Genomic DNA, 15,160 nt, shown 5'->3' with positions numbered 1-15,160 from the left:
ATGATTGCCGTATTTTGCACCAGTCCCTCTTTGCAATGAAATACAGCTTCAACATCTGTATATTCGGACATTGTTTCGAAAGCAACGGAGTACGAAAACTCCCCTTCTACAACTGAAACAGGAAGTATTATGAGCGTAACAACTCAAAATCTGCCATCCAGTGCAAATCAGCAACAGCGCAAAGTAATCAATGATGTTGTTGCAAGTGCTGCCTCAGATCCCAGGTTTTTGGGTGTGTCGCTTTCTGGCTCGGGCGCTGAAGATAATCTTGATGACTACAGCGATCTCGATTTTATTTTAGCCATTCACCCTGATCACTTTGACGCTGTGATGCAGGAGAGAACACAGTTTGCTGAGCAAATTGGTACCCTGCTAACCAGTTTTACCGGTGAACATGTTGGCGAATCACGCTTGTTAATTTGTTTGTTCGCGCTTCCCCAGTTACTTCATGTGGACCTGAAATTTGTTGCTCTTCCAGACGTATCTGAAAGAGTAGACACGCCTGTTGTACTGTGGGAACGAAACGACAAGCAGTTGTCTCAGTTCTATCAGAATGACGCTCATTATCCGGTCCCCACACTTCAGTGGTTCGAAGACAGGTTTTGGGTCTGGCTACACTACGGAGCCACAAAACTTGTAAGGGGTGAGCACCTGGAATGTCATGCGCTTATTGGTTTTGTGAGCGAAACCGTAATCGGGCCACTGGCAAAAGTGAACTCGGGATTTGAAGCAAACGGCCTGCGCAGGCTGGAAGCGCTGGTACCGAACGTGGCCGCGACACTAACGACGTCGTTGTGCTTCTCTGACGCGTCGTCACTAGGTGAAGCCTTAAGAACGATTGCTGCGTTGTATCTGCAGCTCCGTAACAACCACACTGATATCAGCACGCTGACATGTCGTAACCAGGCACAGGAAGCTGCCATGCAATTTACTGAAGTTGCGATAAAAGACGCTATTGCACAAGAAACCCGGCGCTCGCCTGTAGTAAAGTAGTCAGGTAAGGTGCGACGACAGAGACGTAGTTGCGTCTTTGTTGTTATCGTTCGTTAAATCAGGAGCACAAGTACGCTATGGAGCACGACTTTTGGATCAGTAAATGGCAGAACAATGAAATTGCGTTTCATGAGGCGCAGGGAAACCCGTACCTGGTGAAGCATCATGGCTTCCTTTCTTCGACTGATTCACCCAGAGTTTTCGTGCCGCTGTGCGGAAAGACACGTGATATTCATTACCTCCTATCGCAGGGCTACGACGTTGTTGCCGCAGAACTCAGCGAACTGGCCATCACGCAGTTATTTGAAGAGCTCGGAGAGCTCCCAGAGATTACACAGGATACCAGTCATAAGCGTTACCATATTCCCGGACTAACCGTGTTTGTTGGCGATTTTTTTGCGCTTACCGCAAAGCAGATTGGCGATATTACCAGCGTTTACGATCGCGCGGCACTTATTGCCCTGCCAGATACCATGCGGGTGCGGTATACCCAACAGCTTATGTCATTGACCAACAAAGCCAGACAATTTTTGATATGTGTTGATTACGACCAGACCGTTATGCCTGGACCTCCCTTCGCCACCCCTGAAGACACAGTACGTTCGCTTTATGAGGCCCACTACACGGTAACGAGGTGCGAAAGTGAAGAAATTGAAGGCGGTCTGAAAGGCAAAGTGGAGGCGAAAAACGATGTGTACTATCTCACTCCCAGATAATAGTTGAGCAAGGGACGTAAAGGCTCTTCCACTAACGTTGCAAATGGCACAGACTCCAGTGCCTGCAACGTGACTGCCATAACAGACGCAAACCAGCCTGTAAGCGTTAACACTCCAATAATAAGTGAGGCCACTACCCTAACAAGCCAATGCCCTGTTCAATGAAAAACAGCACACCACCAATCAAGCCGCCTACAATAGTTCCGTTGATACGCACTTTCTGAAGATCTTTGCCGATATTCAGCTCTATTTGTTGCGCCATATCTTTTTCGTCCCAGCCTTCAATTGTTTTGCGGATATGGCTGGTAAGAAAATCCGATAACTCCGGGGCCATGTAACGTCCGGCCTCAGCGATGTGTTTATCAATAGAGGCCGCCAATGCCGGATCGTCATCAATTGCATTTCCTATCTCACGCAGTGCCGCGGCGATAACACTATGACTTTTGCCCTGCCGGTCAGCTAAATCCCTGTCCAGCCAGGTCTTAACATCGTTCCACACGGCAAGCAGATATTGCTGAAGCGTGTCGTTCTCAAGCAGTTGCTGTCTGAAATCATCCAGCTTTTGCAAGTAGACCGGATCGGTCTCCAGTTGTTCTGCAAAAGTGGCAATCTGACGGTCGAATGCCAACCTGAGTGGATGTGCAGGATCCTCGTCAATATCAGCCAGAATATCCGCCAGCGCTTTTACGGCGACATTGGCACCCTGTTCGCTCAGCCACTGGCTGGGAAGGATCTTCTCCAGCCGTCGATGTTCTGTCTTCAACCACTGATAAAGCTTTGCTGCTATCACATCCTGAGTTTCTGGAGTCTGCGACATGACTGCCAGCTTATGCAGCAGCTTATCCAGCACAACCTGATGTCTGCCGTCGCGGGTCAGTATCGTAAGCGTCCCCGACGCCAGAGGCCCCAGGTCGACTTTATTGATGCCTTTTCGAATGGCGTTCATCACAAACTGCTTCACCGGCGCATCATCGAACACGTGCAGAAACCCCGCCAGCGTGTCACACAGATACCGGGCGAGCTTATCCGCATGCGGCTGTTGCTTAAGCCATCTTCCCGCGCCTTTTGCCGGATGACTCGACGCTATCAGCGACTCAATCGCCATAGGGTTAAAAAACTTCTCTTTCACAAAGTCTGAGAGGTTTTCAGCGATCGCTTTTTTATTGCTGGCAACAATATTGGTGTGTGGGATGGGGTATCTCGCCGGAATGGGTTTAAACAGCGCTGTCACCGCAAACCAATCTGCCAGACCACCAATTAGCGCCGCTTCGGCGGCCATTTTGACAAGGCCTGCAAAAAAGCTGTTTTGATAAGCGGGATACAAAACCTGCACCGTTGTTACCAGCACAAAAATTACCGCCGCACCGCAAAGCCATAATAACGCCTGTCGCTTCGCTGTTTTCAACTGGGCCTGTTTGTTCATTACCACTCCGATGCGACTTTCTTCTTAGTAATGTATGGGCTTCCCTTCTCCTTTTCTACCGAAAACACTAATAAATACCTTGTACTCGTACTAAATCTACTGAGGTATTCGAGAAGGTGATCAGAAAAAGGATTGCCAGCAACGATCATTTGATGGTTCTGCAATGGCAGGCAATGCGGTTACTTCAGCAACTCCTTATCGGCGTCGTTATAGCGCGCAATCTGACATATTGCCGGTATTCGATGAAGGCAACGCCGGACGTCATTATCGCACCGGTGATTTCTGACCGGAAACAGGCTACAGCCAGACGCTTCAGGCCCGCGATGCTGGCGGCGGGTTATACAGCTGTACTTTCCCCCCGATTACGCTAGCATAGTACCAGTTGTTTACTTCCATCGAAGGATCACATCATGAAAACATGGATTCTGGCTGCAATAAGCCTGCTGGCAAGCTCTGCTGAAGCCATTATTATTCGTCATGATGTGAACGATGCGCAGTACCAGGCGGCACTCAGCGACTTTCCTTCGCTGGCAACTTTCTATGTTGACGGTGCGCACGGCTCGCTTATCGCGCCGCAATGGATCCTCACCGCTGCTCACGCAACATTCTGCATAACACCCGGCGCGACGATTAAAGTCAATCGCCACCATGCTGAAGTAAAACAAAAGTGGATCCATCCCGACTACTCTCCTGGAAAAAACCATGACATTGCACTGGTTCAGCTTACCTCGCCCGTTGCCGGAATTCCGGTTGCCGCGTTGTATGAGGGCAAAGAGGAACAGGGTATGCGATTATGGTTTATCGGCGCTGGCGGCACAGGAAACGGGAAAACCGGGCAAATTGTTGATAACTTTGAAAATAACGGTGTGCTTCGAAAAGCACAAAATCAGGTTAGTGAGGTAACAGAACGCCTGCTTTACTTTTTATTTGATGAAGGGAAAAACGCCTTGCCGCTGGAAGGCGTCTCCGGCGGCGGCGACAGTGGCGGTCCGGCCTATTTTACTGAGGATAATCGCCCTGTTCTGGTGGGAATTAGCTCCCGTTTTCAGGGCGAAGCTATCGGACTTTATGGGATCAGAGAGGTCTATACGCGAGTATCCGCGCACATCGAGTGGATCAACAACGTGATAGGGGCCACCGAGGCCGACCGACCAGATTTTGCCAAAACCAGATTACATACTCTACCAGCAGGGCTGACGCGTGACACGCTGGGCAACGTATGTAAACAAATTGCATTGCCGAAAGCTTCTGAGGACCAACCGTGAACCGCCGCCGATTCTTGATAACTGGCGGCGCCGGGCTGGCATTTGCAGGAATTGGCACACTGACCTGGACTTACATCCCAGGAAGCGCACGCCCCCTCACCACGGATGCCGCAATGCAGACATTGTCGGTACTTGCAGAAAATGTGGTGGGCATTAATGGCGAGTGGAATTTGCCTCAGGTTTTGGTTCATTGTGCACAGAGTATTGAGTACTCGTTGTCAGGCTATCCTGAACATCGTTCAGACACTTTCAAGCAGACTGCCGGGGCGCTCGCGTTTACAGCATTTGCAGCAAAAGGCCGGATGCATCATAGCCTGAATGAGAAGATACCTGGTGCGCCAGAGATTGACGTAACAACACGTTTGCAACCAGCAATTGCGAGATTAGCGTCTGCATTTGCTACATTTGAGCAGCATACTGGGGAGCTTCACGAGCATTTCGCCTATGGTAAACTGACAAAAGCCGACTATGAAATCGCCCACGTGATGCATTTTTATAACCATCTTGACGCCGCGATTTTTAAAGCCTGACTTACCAACATTCTCCACCGCCTCCTTGAAAGCACTGGCAACAGCGTGACATCATCAAGTGAAACTCTCAAAGAATGATCACCAGCTCGTCAAGCTCAGCGCTCACGCCACGCAGTGGCAGAGCGCTGGAAGAAAAGAAAAAACGCCACTCGTAGAGCGGCTCCTTAGTTAATCCCACTGCGGCGCAAAGTCCGGATCGACAATGCGATCACCGTTGTCCAGATTGTCAATCCGCTCAACGTCGTCGTCGGTTAATGCAACCTTGGTGTAATCAAAGTTGTCTTTCAGGTGGTCTTTGTTAGTCGAAGACGGAATGGTCTGGATATTCTTTTTTTCCATCCATGCCAGCACGATCTGAGCAGGTGTCGCGTTATGTTCCGTAGCGATGCTTTTCAGCACATCATTGTCCATCACCTTGCCAACCGCAAATGGCATATAGGCGGTGACGCCAATGCCCAGATCGCGGCACTCCTGCACCACCTGTCGGTTTTGCATAAACGGATGAAGCTCGATCTGATTAGTCAGGATTTCACCCTCACCCAGGATCTCCACCGCTTTTCGCATCTGTGCAATAGTAAAGTTACTGACACCGATATGCCGGGTCAGCCCTTCGTCTTTCGCCTGCTTCAGACTTTTTAAATAACTTTCCATCGGAATGTCATCGCCGGGATACGGCCAATGAATTAGCAGTAAATCAAGATGCTCAAGTTTCAGTTTCGATAAGCTTTCATGCACACTGGGAATGAAATGGTCTTCGCCTAACGACTCCCACCAGACTTTGGTGGTAACAAATACATCGCTTCGCTCGACACCCGCAGTTTGCAGCGCGTCGCCAACCTGCTCTTCATTGCCATAAAACTGCGCGGTATCAATGTGCTTAAAACCGATATCTAACGCGTCAACTACCGATTGTCTGGCCACATCATCTTCCAGTCGGAACGTACCCATACCAAGCTGAGGCATGTCCTTCATGTTGATCTCCTTGTTATCTGTTTGCATGGACAACTGGTTACGCCATAAAAAGCAGATAAGATCGGCATAGCAACGTGGTTGGTCAGTTTTTCTGCGGTCTCACCTTATTACCTGCCGTGGTCAGAAAGCCGCCCCCCGTTAGAGCAGACGCACTATGACGCATAAATCTTACGCCAGGCATGTCTTTTACGAGCTTGCGCTGTGCAAACGGGGCATGGAGCCTGTGTTATTCGTCATGCATCACCGGTAGAGGTCGCAGGTATCCGTGTCGAGACGGGCAACGGACAACGTGCTACGAAGAATGTAGAAGAGAGAGGATAAAGGATATAGAAGGTAGTCGCCGGAAGTCTGGAGGTGGAAATGGCTGACAGGGAGCACATGCTGCGCTCCACATAGCTGGTAATACATACCGGCTATCCAACGCATTAAGAAGATAAACAACGGCCTTGCTGATGTATTTTGATTTGGCGTGTCAGCGGAAATGAAAAACGCCCGTTAACGGGCGTTTTACTAATTATCTGCGACGCGATTGCGGCTTTTGTTCTTTGCGAACCCGGTGCTTTTTCACCGAGCGACGCATCCGGCTTAGGCGGGCATGGTCAAGCTTGTTCTGACGGGCGTCCACCAGCGATTGTGTCTCAGCATCAAGCTGAACCAGCGAGCGCAGCGCGTTAACATCCTCTAATTGCAGTTCAACCCAGGCACCCTGTGGTAAGCGCTTTTGCAGCTCGATTGGACCGTAACGAACACGGATCAGGCGACTTACCTGCATTTCCTGCGATTCCCACAAGCGGCGCACCTCACGGTTGCGACCTTCCGATAAGGTGACGTTGTACCAGCGGTTCATGCTTTCATCATCACCAGGCTTCGGCGTGACTGAGGTAAAGTGCGCTTCGCCGTCTTCCAGCTTCACACCTTTTTTCAACGTATTGATCATCTGGTTAGAGACTTCACCGAACACGCGTACCGAGTATTCCCGCTCTACTTCGCATTTCGGATGCATCAGGCGGTTGGCCAGTTCACCGTCATTGGTAAACAACAGCAAACCTGAAGTATTGATATCTAACCGGCCTACAGCAATCCAGCGGCCAAGACGAATTGCAGGAAGGCGGTCAAACACCGTGTCTCTGCCTTCCGGATCGTGACGGCTGCACAACTCACCCTCAGGTTTATTATACATCAGCACACGACAAACCGGCTTTTCGGTCTGACGTGACAGCAAGTGGCCGTCAACACGGATTTGTGCACTTGCATCGACGCGATCACCCAGTGTTGCCACCGAGCCGTTTACCGACACCCTGCCCTCATCAATCCAACGTTCCATTTCGCGGCGTGAGCCTAGTCCCTGATTGGCCAACACCTTCTGTAACTTTTCAGTCATTTAACGTTACACTCTTTGTTTCGTTGATTTCATTCGCACGATCTGTCACTTCAGATGGTGCCTCTTTTGGTACTGAAGCGGTTGCTGCCTGATCGGTTTCCTCTGCCATTTGTGCAAAGGCGTCAGCGCTGGGCAACTCACTCAGTGATGTCAGTGAGAAGTAATCCAAAAACCCCCGTGTTGTTGCATATAACGCTGGGCGTCCGGGTACTTCTTTATGTCCGACCACTTTTATCCAGTCCCGCTCGGTCAGCGTTTTGATTATGTTGCTGCTTACGGCGACACCGCGCACCTGCTCTATTTCACCCCGGGTGATTGGCTGGCGGTAAGCAATCAGCGCCAGCGTTTCCAGCATGGCGCGGGAATACCGCGGTGCGGTTTCCTGCCATAACAAACTCAGCCACGGGCTCAGGCTGTCCAGCGACTGGAAGCGATAGCCGCTGGCCACTTCTACCAGCTGGATGCCGCGGGGCTGATAATCCAGTACCAGCGCTTTCAATACTTCTGACAATGCGCGCTCTGATACAGTGAATTCTGACAGAACTGTTTCGCGCAATTGTTGTCGGCTAAGTGGCTTGTCTGCCACGAATAATGCGGCTTCCACCAGTTGCTTAAGCTGAGTCTTGTTGATCTTCTTCATGACTGCCCAATTTTACATGAATTCGCGCATAAGGTCCCGCCTGTACACATAATAGCAGGCTCTCTTTTACCAGCTCCAGAATCGCCAGAAATGTCACTATTACGCCAGCTTTCCCCTCTTCCGGTGTAAACAACGATTCCAGTGGCGTATATTGTGCTGCCGAGACCATCGACAGGATCATGGACATCCGCTCCCGCGTGCTCAGCGCCTCTCGTTCGATGGTGTGATGTTCGAATGCTTCTGCGCGCTTCATGGCCTGACTGAATGCCAGGACCAGTTCCTGTAGTGACACATCGGGTTCTACCCGCACCGGCGCGACAGATTCCGTGGTATCTACGTGAACGGTGAAGATATCACGCTCCAGTCGCGGTTGATTATCCAAATCTTCGGCGGCTTGTTTAACCAGCTCATATTCTTTCAAACGACGGATCAGTTCTGCCCGGGGATCTTCCTCTTCATCGTCATCATCGCTGCGCCTTGGCAACAATAAGCGGGATTTTATCTCTGCGAGAATAGCAGCCATCAGCAGGTATTCTGCGGCCAGTTCGAGGCGCAGCTCGCGCATCACCTCCACATATTCCATGTACTGGCGCGTCACGTCAGCGATAGGCAGTGTGGTAATATCAAACTTCTGTTTTCGGATAAGGTAAAGCAGTAAGTCCAGTGGCCCTTCGAAGCTTTCCAGGATCACTTCCAGCGCATCCGGCGGAATATACAAGTCCTGCGGCTTTTCAATTACCGCTTCGCCGTTAATAAAAGCCAGCGGCAACGGCTGCTGCACCGGCGCACTATTGCCGGCTGATACCACGGGGGATTCGGTCGCGCTGTCAGTCTCGCTCATAGGAACACAGAAGGGTCTCCGGAACCTTCCCTGACGATGGTCGCTCCGCCTTCTGACAAGTCGACGACAGTCGTAGGCTGTTCGCCAAGATAGCCGCCGTGAATAATCAGGCCCACCTGCTTTTCAAGACGGTCGCGGATAACGTCCGGGTCGGATTCCGCCATGCTGTTGCCCGGCAAGATCAGCGAGGTAGACATCAGCGGCTCGTCCAGCGTTTCCAGTAGTTTCAGCGCGATGACATTGTCAGGAACACGGATCCCGATAGTCTTGCGCTTTGGGTTTTGCAGACGACGGGGCACCTCACGGGTGGCTTTCAGCACAAAGGTATAAGGCCCGGGCGTGTTGTTTTTAATCTGCCTGAAGGCAATGTTGTCGACCTTGGCATAAACCGACAGCTCAGACATGTCTCGACACATCAGGGTGAAATTGTGTTCTTTGTCTATCTGACGAATACGGCATAACTGATCCAGCGCTTTCTTATCGTCCATCTGACAACCAATGGCGTAGCCTGAATCGGTAGGATAAACCACTACCTCACCCTGTCTGATTAACTCGCAGGCTTGTTTTAGCAAACGCGGCTGCGGATTATCAGGGTGAATATAAAAAAACTGACTCATGGATATTCCTGTTGTGGTGCACTGTCAAGCTGTGACCAATTATGCCATATCGGCGTTAACTGGGACGCAATCCCTAAATTTCGCCCCAGTTCTGTCCAGCGTGACGGAAAATGAAAGTCCGAGCCGGCAGACGCGAGCAGCTCGTACTCTTTCGCTAATTCATTAATTATAGTCTGTTTGTCTTTTGCGATACCCGGAAACGCCGTTTCAATCGCATCTCCACCGATACCAGCAAAGTCAGCAACCAGTCTGCGCAGCCACTTTGTGGTCATGTCATAGTGCGCCGGGTGGGCCAGCACCGCCTGCCCCCCCGCACTGTGGATCCATTCTACGGCTTCTTCAATCGTCGGCCACTGTGCTTTCACCATGGCCCGTTTACCCTTGCCAAGATACTTTTTAAACACCGTATCCATCGACGCCACACCATATTGTTCCACCAGTACACGGGCAAAATGGGCTCGGGTCACCTGCCCGACGCCAGCCTGCGCTCTGGCTTTTTCCAGTACACCTTCAAAACCACACTTTTCCAGCTTTTCGGCAATCTTCTCTGCACGTTCATCACGAACTTTTGCCTGTTCGTTCAGGCGTAGCCGAAATTTCTCGTCCTGCCGGTTAACATTTAATCCCACAATGTGAATATCGAAGCCATGCCAGCGGGTAGAGATTTCTACACCATCAATGATAGTTAACGGACGCTTTTGTTGCGCCTGCCAGGCATGCGCCTCTTCCAGACCGGCCACGGTGTCGTGATCAGTAATCGCCAGCACATCTATCTGCATATTGTGCGCACGCGCCAGTAATTCCTGTGGCGTCAGGTGTCCATCTGAATAGCGGGTGTGACTGTGTAAATCGATTTTCAAAGTATTTCGCAAATTATCGGTTGACAGCAAAGTGAATTTGTTTTCTTCTATATGGCGAAGTATACGGACTAACTAACTCGATGCCTATCGAAGTTTTAGCCAACGAAGAGAATTTTAAGACCATGCGTACAATCCCCCAATTACATACTGCACACGTTGCAATCTGGTGGTGGCACTCCCTCACATGACGGGCGGTGTGCGCAATGGTGCGTGAATTACACAAGAAAAGGCCCGTTTTTTAACGGGCTTTTTTTTTACTTTTTGACATTCGCAGCGGGAGAAATGCGATTATGAGTTTAAGCGAACTGGGCGTAAGTCCGGGCAAAGTAGAAACCATAGAGCAAGTCGGGCATTACATTGATGATCCACTGGCTGCCTTTGCGCACCTTTGTGCTGACACCCGGCATGCACTGCTACTTGAATCAGCAGAGATTGATTCAAAGGACAATCTGCAAAGCCTGCTGATGGTAGATGCCGCGTTGCGCTTCGAATGCCGTGGCCAGACGGTTACTGTAACAGCGCTTACGGGCAACGGAAGATCGGTGCTCCCCGTATTTGACTCACATTGCCCCGCAGGGATCCACTGTGAAATACGCGACGATATGGCAATACTTAGCTGCCTGACGCCAGACAGCACGCTGGATGAAGATGCTCGCTTAAAAGCTGCCAGCGTATTCGATGCCCTGCGTACTATCGTGAATCACATCACACCAATACGCCAGAACCCGCATGCAGTGTTTTTAGGGGGCGTGTTTGCCTACGACCTGCTGGCGACATTTGAGCAGCTTCCTGAAGTGGCCGAAGGTGACAACGACTGCCCGGACTTTGTTTTTTATCTGGCTGAAACTTTACTCACCGTAGATCATCAGACCCGGGAAACCCATTTGATTGGCAGCGTGTTCTCTGGTCCCGATGTTGCTCAGCAATATTTTCGCGTGGCGCAACGGTTAGAAGCATTACAGCATGCACTGCACGAAGTGAAACCCAGACCAGCCGCCACAAGCAAAACATCCGCCGACACGGTGGACGTGCAGGTAGACAAATGCGACGAGACCTTTAAGGAGGATGTGGTAAACCTGAAGTCTCACATTTTAAGTGGGGATATTTTTCAGGTGGTTCCTTCCCGCACTTTCTCTCTACCCTGTCCGTCTCCCCTTGCCGCCTACGCACAGTTAAAGCAACAAAATCCCAGTCCGTACATGTTCTTTATGCAGGATGAAGCGTTCAGCATTTTCGGGGCATCGCCGGAATCGGCATTAAAATACGAACGCGATACCAATCAGGTAGAGATCTACCCTATTGCCGGCACCCGCCCGCGCGGCAAGCGCGCCGATGGCAGTATCAACCCGGACTTAGACTCGCGGATTGAACTGAACCTGCGTGAAGACACCAAAGAAAAAGCCGAGCATATTATGCTGGTAGATTTGGCGCGCAATGACGTTGCCAAAGTCAGTCGTCCCGGCAGCCGGTTCGTAAAAGACTTACTTAAAGTTGACCGTTATTCACATGTCATGCATCTGGTGTCCCGCGTGGTAGGTCAGTTGCGTGACGATCTGGATGCCCTGCATGCCTATCAGGCCTGCATGAACATGGGCACACTGGTTGGCGCACCGAAAGTCAGCGCGGCATCGCTCATCCGCGAGGTGGAAGGAAAACGACGGGGCAGCTACGGCGGCGCAGTGGGCTATATCAATGGTCAGGGTGATATGGATACCTGCATCGTGATCCGTTCTGCATTTGTGAAAAACGGTCGCGCTTATATTCAGGCCGGCGCTGGTGTTGTGTACGATTCAGATCCACAATCTGAAGCCGATGAAACCCGCACTAAAGCCCAGGCAGTGATTAATGCAGTTGCCCAGTCTCAACCAACAGGGGAGCTGTGAACATGAATAAGCCTGTTACTGTATTTTTGCTGGATAACGTAGACTCATTCACTTACAACCTGGTGGATGAGCTGCGCGCCATGAACCTGCATATCATTGTGTATCGGAACACCGTGAATGCTGATGTACTGATAGACAAAATGGCAGCCCAGGCAGAGCACGGCCCGGTGCTGCTGATGCTATCTCCCGGGCCGGGCGCGCCCCACGAGGCAGGCTGTATGCCTGAGCTGCTTAAACGCGTGGCCGGAAAGTATCCGGTGCTGGGAATTTGTTTGGGGCATCAGGCTATTGTTGCCCACTACGGCGGAGAAGTCGGACGCGCTGAAGCCGTGATGCACGGTAAATCTTCACCGGTATCGCATAATGGCAAGGCCATGTTCGAAAACATGCCTCAGCCGTTGCCGGTAGCGCGCTATCATTCACTGGTAGCCCTGACGCTGCCCGACTGTCTTGTGCCCTGCGCGCAGTTTGAAGATATTGTCATGGCAGTTCATCACCCCGACGATCGGATGCTGGGTTTCCAGTTTCATCCTGAATCTATTCTCACTGCCGATGGCAGCCAGTTGCTGCTACAAAGTATTCATTATCTGACCGAAAAGGAAACTCATCGTGTTTGATGCGACCCCTTTACTTGAAAAACTGTTTGCGAAAGAGCACTTAAGCCAGTCACAGGCATTCTCTTTGTTCAACAGCATCATGCATGGCGAACAGCCAGAATCGGTTCTGGCGTCCATTCTCACCGCACTGAAACTTAACGGTGAATCACCGAATGAGATTGCTGGCGCTGCCGGTGCCATGGTGTCGAATGCGCTGCCCTTTCCAACACCGGACTACCCCTTTGCCGATATTGTCGGCACCGGCGGCGATGGCCACAATACGATTAATATTTCCAGCGCTGCTGGCGTAGTAGCGGCGGCCTGTGGTGTGAAAGTGGCTAAACACGGTAATCGTAGCGTGTCGAGTAAATCCGGCTCCGCTGACTTGTTTCGTCAGTTCGGCGTTAAGCTGGAGATTACCCCTCAGACCGCAAGAACCTGTCTGGATGACGCCAATTTTTGCTTCCTGTTTGCACCTGTGTATCATGCAGGCATGCGCTTTGCCGCCCCTGTACGTGCAGCAATGAAAACCCGCACGCTGTTCAATATACTGGGGCCTCTGGCAAATCCTGCCAGTCCGACTCACGGGTTGTTCGGTGTGTACTCGCCTGAGCTACTGGAGCCCTACGCCAGAACGCTGATGTTACTTGGCCAGCATCGCGCCATGATTGTTCACGGCGATGGCCTGGACGAGCTCGCACTGCATGGTAAATCTGTCATTTTGGATCTGGAGCACGGCGATATTCGCAAGCGCACCGTCACCACAAAGGATTTTGGACTACCGACTTATCCGTTGTCAGAAATTGAAGGCGGTGAGCCAGATGAAAATCGAAAGATGGTGGAAGCGGCACTCGGGGGTCAGGGCAAAGAGGCCCACCGCGCGGCTATTGCCATGAATTGTGCCGCCCTCTTGAAATTAACCGATACCGTCGACAGTTTTAAAGAAGGTGCGGAAATGGCAATGAACGCCATGGATAACGCGCTGCCACTGGAGGTGCTGACGAAGGTTGCCAGAATCAGTCAACAGGAGCCTGATAGTAATGCCTAATGTGCTTGAAAAAATTGTCGCCGATAAACGCGAAGAACTGAAAGATCGCATGGCTGCCTTGCCGCTGGAGCAGGTAAAGCAAAATCTGACGCCCTCGCGCAAGAGTCTGTTTGAAGCACTGAGTGCACCTAATGCTGGTTATATTTTTGAGTGCAAAAAAGCCTCACCATCCAAAGGGCTGATCCGCGAGCATTTTGACCTTGATGAAATTCTGGATGCCTACACACCCTACGCTGCCGGCATTTCTGTGCTGACGGACGAAAAGTACTTCCAGGGCAGCTATGACTATCTGGCCTATGTGACCGAACGGGTGTCACAGCCCGTATTAAACAAGGATTTCTTTGTAAACGACTATCAGGTGTATCTGGCTCGCTACTATAACGCTGATGCCATTTTACTGATGCTAAGCGTACTGGATGACGACACCTACAAGCAGTTGCATACGCTTGCGGACGAGTTGCAGCTGGATGTGCTCACCGAAGTCAGTAACGAAGAAGAGATGGAACGTGCAATAGCGCTCAAATCCCGGATCATCGGCATTAACAACCGTAATCTGCGTGATTTATCAACCGACCTTGCCGCCACAGAGCGCCTCGTCCCTATGCTGGAAAAAGCCACACACGACTATGTGGTGATTTCTGAGTCCGGGATTTATACCCATCAGGATGTGCGCCGTTTAGCCCCGCTGTGTAACGGCTTTCTAGTTGGCAGCGCCTTGATGGCGCAGCAGGATTTACCACGCGCGGTTCGCCAGTTAGTGCTGGGTACCGTGAAAGTCTGCGGACTGACCACACCTGACGATGCAACAGCGGCGTTTGATGCCGGTGCCGCGTTTGGCGGCCTGATTTTTACCCAAAAGTCTCCTCGTTGCGTAACCGCTGCGCAGGCAAAAGATATCGTCACGCACACACCGGGACAGTATGTCGGTGTTTTCGTAAACGCAGATAGCAGTGAGGTGGCAGAAACGGCGACTTCACTGCAATTACGCGCAGTACAACTGCATGGCGATGAAGACGCCAGTTACCGACAAACGCTGCGTAACGCTTTGCCTGCAAACTGCGAGCTGTGGCAGGCGGTAGGCGTGACAGACACGCTGCCGGACGCGGTAAGCGAATTATTAAAAGACGGTAACGTGAAACGCGTGCTGCTGGACTGTAAAGTGGGCGCCCAAACCGGCGGCACCGGACAACAGTTTGACTGGTCGCTGCTTAGCAACATTAAGGATAAATCCAGATTGGTACTGGCAGGCGGCATAGGCCCTGACTCTGTTGCCGACGCGCTTGGCACAGGAGCCGGTATCGTCGATGTTAACTCGGGCGTAGAAACCGCGCCGGGCATCAAATCGAAAGACAAAATCACGGCGCTTTTTGACGCCTGCAGACAGTATTAATTTAA

General features: G+C 51.2%; 16 protein-coding genes. 9 read left to right on the top strand and 7 right to left on the bottom strand.

Annotated elements, in window-relative coordinates:
• The first annotated feature begins 129 nt into the window (after window positions 1-129).
• Together ACLBLI_RS07225 and tmpT are read left to right on the top strand one after the other, a co-directional pair.
• Window positions 130-993, top strand: a complete 864-nt coding sequence (locus ACLBLI_RS07225) for an oxalate:formate antiporter (RefSeq protein ID WP_414830429.1) — start codon at window positions 130-132, stop codon at window positions 991-993.
• A 77-nt stretch (window positions 994-1,070) separates the two neighbouring features.
• Window positions 1,071-1,709, top strand: coding sequence for a thiopurine S-methyltransferase (gene tmpT, locus ACLBLI_RS07220; protein WP_414830428.1), 639 nt, complete (start codon window positions 1,071-1,073; stop codon window positions 1,707-1,709).
• 133 nt (window positions 1,710-1,842) lie between these two features.
• Here the strand turns inward: tmpT and ACLBLI_RS07215 are convergent, their stop codons facing one another.
• A complete protein-coding gene (locus tag ACLBLI_RS07215) occupies window positions 1,843-3,132 on the bottom strand; it encodes a DUF445 domain-containing protein (protein WP_414830427.1) in 1,290 nt (429 codons plus the stop codon).
• A 116-nt stretch (window positions 3,133-3,248) separates the two neighbouring features.
• Between ACLBLI_RS07215 and ACLBLI_RS07210 the strand changes: the two genes are divergently transcribed.
• The 3 genes from ACLBLI_RS07210 to ACLBLI_RS07200 are packed head-to-tail and all read left to right on the top strand — an operon-like array spanning window position 3,249 to window position 4,927.
• The gene (locus tag ACLBLI_RS07210) at window positions 3,249-3,503 is read left to right on the top strand and encodes a hypothetical protein (RefSeq protein WP_414830426.1); all 255 of its coding nucleotides are present in this window, start codon (window positions 3,249-3,251) and stop codon (window positions 3,501-3,503) included.
• Window positions 3,504-3,542: 39 nt separating this feature from the next.
• On the top strand, window positions 3,543-4,397 hold the full coding sequence (locus ACLBLI_RS07205; protein ID WP_414830425.1) for a S1 family peptidase: 855 nt from the start codon (window positions 3,543-3,545) through the stop codon (window positions 4,395-4,397).
• Window positions 4,394-4,927 carry a DUF1569 domain-containing protein gene (locus ACLBLI_RS07200; protein ID WP_414830424.1) on the top strand — a complete coding sequence of 178 codons (534 nt, stop codon included), beginning with the start codon at window positions 4,394-4,396 and terminating at the stop codon, window positions 4,925-4,927. The genes ACLBLI_RS07205 and ACLBLI_RS07200 overlap by 4 nt, the downstream gene beginning before the upstream one ends.
• A gap of 168 nt (window positions 4,928-5,095) precedes the next feature.
• Here the strand turns inward: ACLBLI_RS07200 and dkgB are convergent, their stop codons facing one another.
• From dkgB to ACLBLI_RS07170, 6 genes are all read right to left on the bottom strand, one after another.
• Window positions 5,096-5,899 (bottom strand): 2,5-didehydrogluconate reductase DkgB, encoded by an 804-nt coding sequence (gene dkgB, locus ACLBLI_RS07195; RefSeq protein WP_414830423.1) that lies wholly within the window; start codon window positions 5,897-5,899, stop codon window positions 5,096-5,098.
• Window positions 5,900-6,413: 514 nt separating this feature from the next.
• Window positions 6,414-7,280: a 23S rRNA pseudouridine(2605) synthase RluB gene (rluB, locus tag ACLBLI_RS07190; RefSeq protein WP_414830422.1), complete on the bottom strand. Its 867-nt coding sequence runs from the start codon at window positions 7,278-7,280 to the stop codon at window positions 6,414-6,416.
• The gene (scpB, locus tag ACLBLI_RS07185; protein WP_414830421.1) at window positions 7,273-7,920 is read right to left on the bottom strand and encodes an SMC-Scp complex subunit ScpB; all 648 of its coding nucleotides are present in this window, start codon (window positions 7,918-7,920) and stop codon (window positions 7,273-7,275) included. Before scpB ends, rluB begins: the two co-directional genes overlap by 8 nt.
• A complete protein-coding gene (locus ACLBLI_RS07180; RefSeq protein WP_414830420.1) occupies window positions 7,892-8,761 on the bottom strand; it encodes a segregation and condensation protein A in 870 nt (289 codons plus the stop codon). The genes scpB and ACLBLI_RS07180 overlap by 29 nt, the downstream gene beginning before the upstream one ends.
• On the bottom strand, window positions 8,758-9,378 hold the full coding sequence (locus tag ACLBLI_RS07175) for an L-threonylcarbamoyladenylate synthase (RefSeq protein WP_414830419.1): 621 nt from the start codon (window positions 9,376-9,378) through the stop codon (window positions 8,758-8,760). The genes ACLBLI_RS07180 and ACLBLI_RS07175 overlap by 4 nt, the downstream gene beginning before the upstream one ends.
• Window positions 9,375-10,238 (bottom strand): PHP domain-containing protein, encoded by an 864-nt coding sequence (locus ACLBLI_RS07170; RefSeq protein WP_414830418.1) that lies wholly within the window; start codon window positions 10,236-10,238, stop codon window positions 9,375-9,377. The genes ACLBLI_RS07175 and ACLBLI_RS07170 overlap by 4 nt, the downstream gene beginning before the upstream one ends.
• Before the next feature lie 290 nt (window positions 10,239-10,528).
• Between ACLBLI_RS07170 and ACLBLI_RS07165 the strand changes: the two genes are divergently transcribed.
• Genes ACLBLI_RS07165 through trpCF form a run of 4 tightly spaced genes read left to right on the top strand, consistent with a single transcriptional unit; the run spans window position 10,529 to window position 15,155 of the window.
• Window positions 10,529-12,121, top strand: a complete 1,593-nt coding sequence (locus ACLBLI_RS07165; RefSeq protein ID WP_414830417.1) for an anthranilate synthase component 1 — start codon at window positions 10,529-10,531, stop codon at window positions 12,119-12,121.
• 2 nt (window positions 12,122-12,123) lie between these two features.
• The gene (locus ACLBLI_RS07160) at window positions 12,124-12,738 is read left to right on the top strand and encodes an aminodeoxychorismate/anthranilate synthase component II (RefSeq protein ID WP_414830416.1); all 615 of its coding nucleotides are present in this window, start codon (window positions 12,124-12,126) and stop codon (window positions 12,736-12,738) included.
• A complete protein-coding gene (trpD, locus tag ACLBLI_RS07155; protein ID WP_414830415.1) occupies window positions 12,731-13,765 on the top strand; it encodes an anthranilate phosphoribosyltransferase in 1,035 nt (344 codons plus the stop codon). The genes ACLBLI_RS07160 and trpD overlap by 8 nt, the downstream gene beginning before the upstream one ends.
• A complete protein-coding gene (trpCF, locus tag ACLBLI_RS07150) occupies window positions 13,758-15,155 on the top strand; it encodes a bifunctional indole-3-glycerol-phosphate synthase TrpC/phosphoribosylanthranilate isomerase TrpF (protein ID WP_414830414.1) in 1,398 nt (465 codons plus the stop codon). The genes trpD and trpCF overlap by 8 nt, the downstream gene beginning before the upstream one ends.
• The last annotated feature ends 5 nt before the right edge of the window (window positions 15,156-15,160 follow it).

Origin of the sequence: Alteromonas sp. H39, from assembly GCF_047556435.1 — a bacterium.
Classification (GTDB): Bacteria; Pseudomonadota; Gammaproteobacteria; order Enterobacterales; family Alteromonadaceae; genus Alteromonas.
Note: the sequence above shows the minus strand (reverse complement) of the source record. Positions and strands in the feature narration are given on the sequence as shown.

Coding starts and splice junctions, on each gene's coding strand:
- ACLBLI_RS07165 (WP_414830417.1), top strand. CDS start 10,529: ATGAGTTTAAGCGAACTGGGCGTAAGTCCGGGCAAAGTAGAAACCATA.
- ACLBLI_RS07180 (WP_414830420.1), bottom strand. CDS start 8,761: ATGAGCGAGACTGACAGCGCGACCGAATCCCCCGTGGTATCAGCCGGC.
- tmpT (WP_414830428.1), top strand. CDS start 1,071: ATGGAGCACGACTTTTGGATCAGTAAATGGCAGAACAATGAAATTGCG.
- dkgB (WP_414830423.1), bottom strand. CDS start 5,899: ATGAAGGACATGCCTCAGCTTGGTATGGGTACGTTCCGACTGGAAGAT.
- rluB (WP_414830422.1), bottom strand. CDS start 7,280: ATGACTGAAAAGTTACAGAAGGTGTTGGCCAATCAGGGACTAGGCTCA.
- trpCF (WP_414830414.1), top strand. CDS start 13,758: ATGCCTAATGTGCTTGAAAAAATTGTCGCCGATAAACGCGAAGAACTG.
- ACLBLI_RS07175 (WP_414830419.1), bottom strand. CDS start 9,378: ATGAGTCAGTTTTTTTATATTCACCCTGATAATCCGCAGCCGCGTTTG.
- ACLBLI_RS07160 (WP_414830416.1), top strand. CDS start 12,124: ATGAATAAGCCTGTTACTGTATTTTTGCTGGATAACGTAGACTCATTC.
- ACLBLI_RS07215 (WP_414830427.1), bottom strand. CDS start 3,132: ATGAACAAACAGGCCCAGTTGAAAACAGCGAAGCGACAGGCGTTATTA.
- scpB (WP_414830421.1), bottom strand. CDS start 7,920: ATGAAGAAGATCAACAAGACTCAGCTTAAGCAACTGGTGGAAGCCGCA.
- ACLBLI_RS07225 (WP_414830429.1), top strand. CDS start 130: ATGAGCGTAACAACTCAAAATCTGCCATCCAGTGCAAATCAGCAACAG.
- ACLBLI_RS07205 (WP_414830425.1), top strand. CDS start 3,543: ATGAAAACATGGATTCTGGCTGCAATAAGCCTGCTGGCAAGCTCTGCT.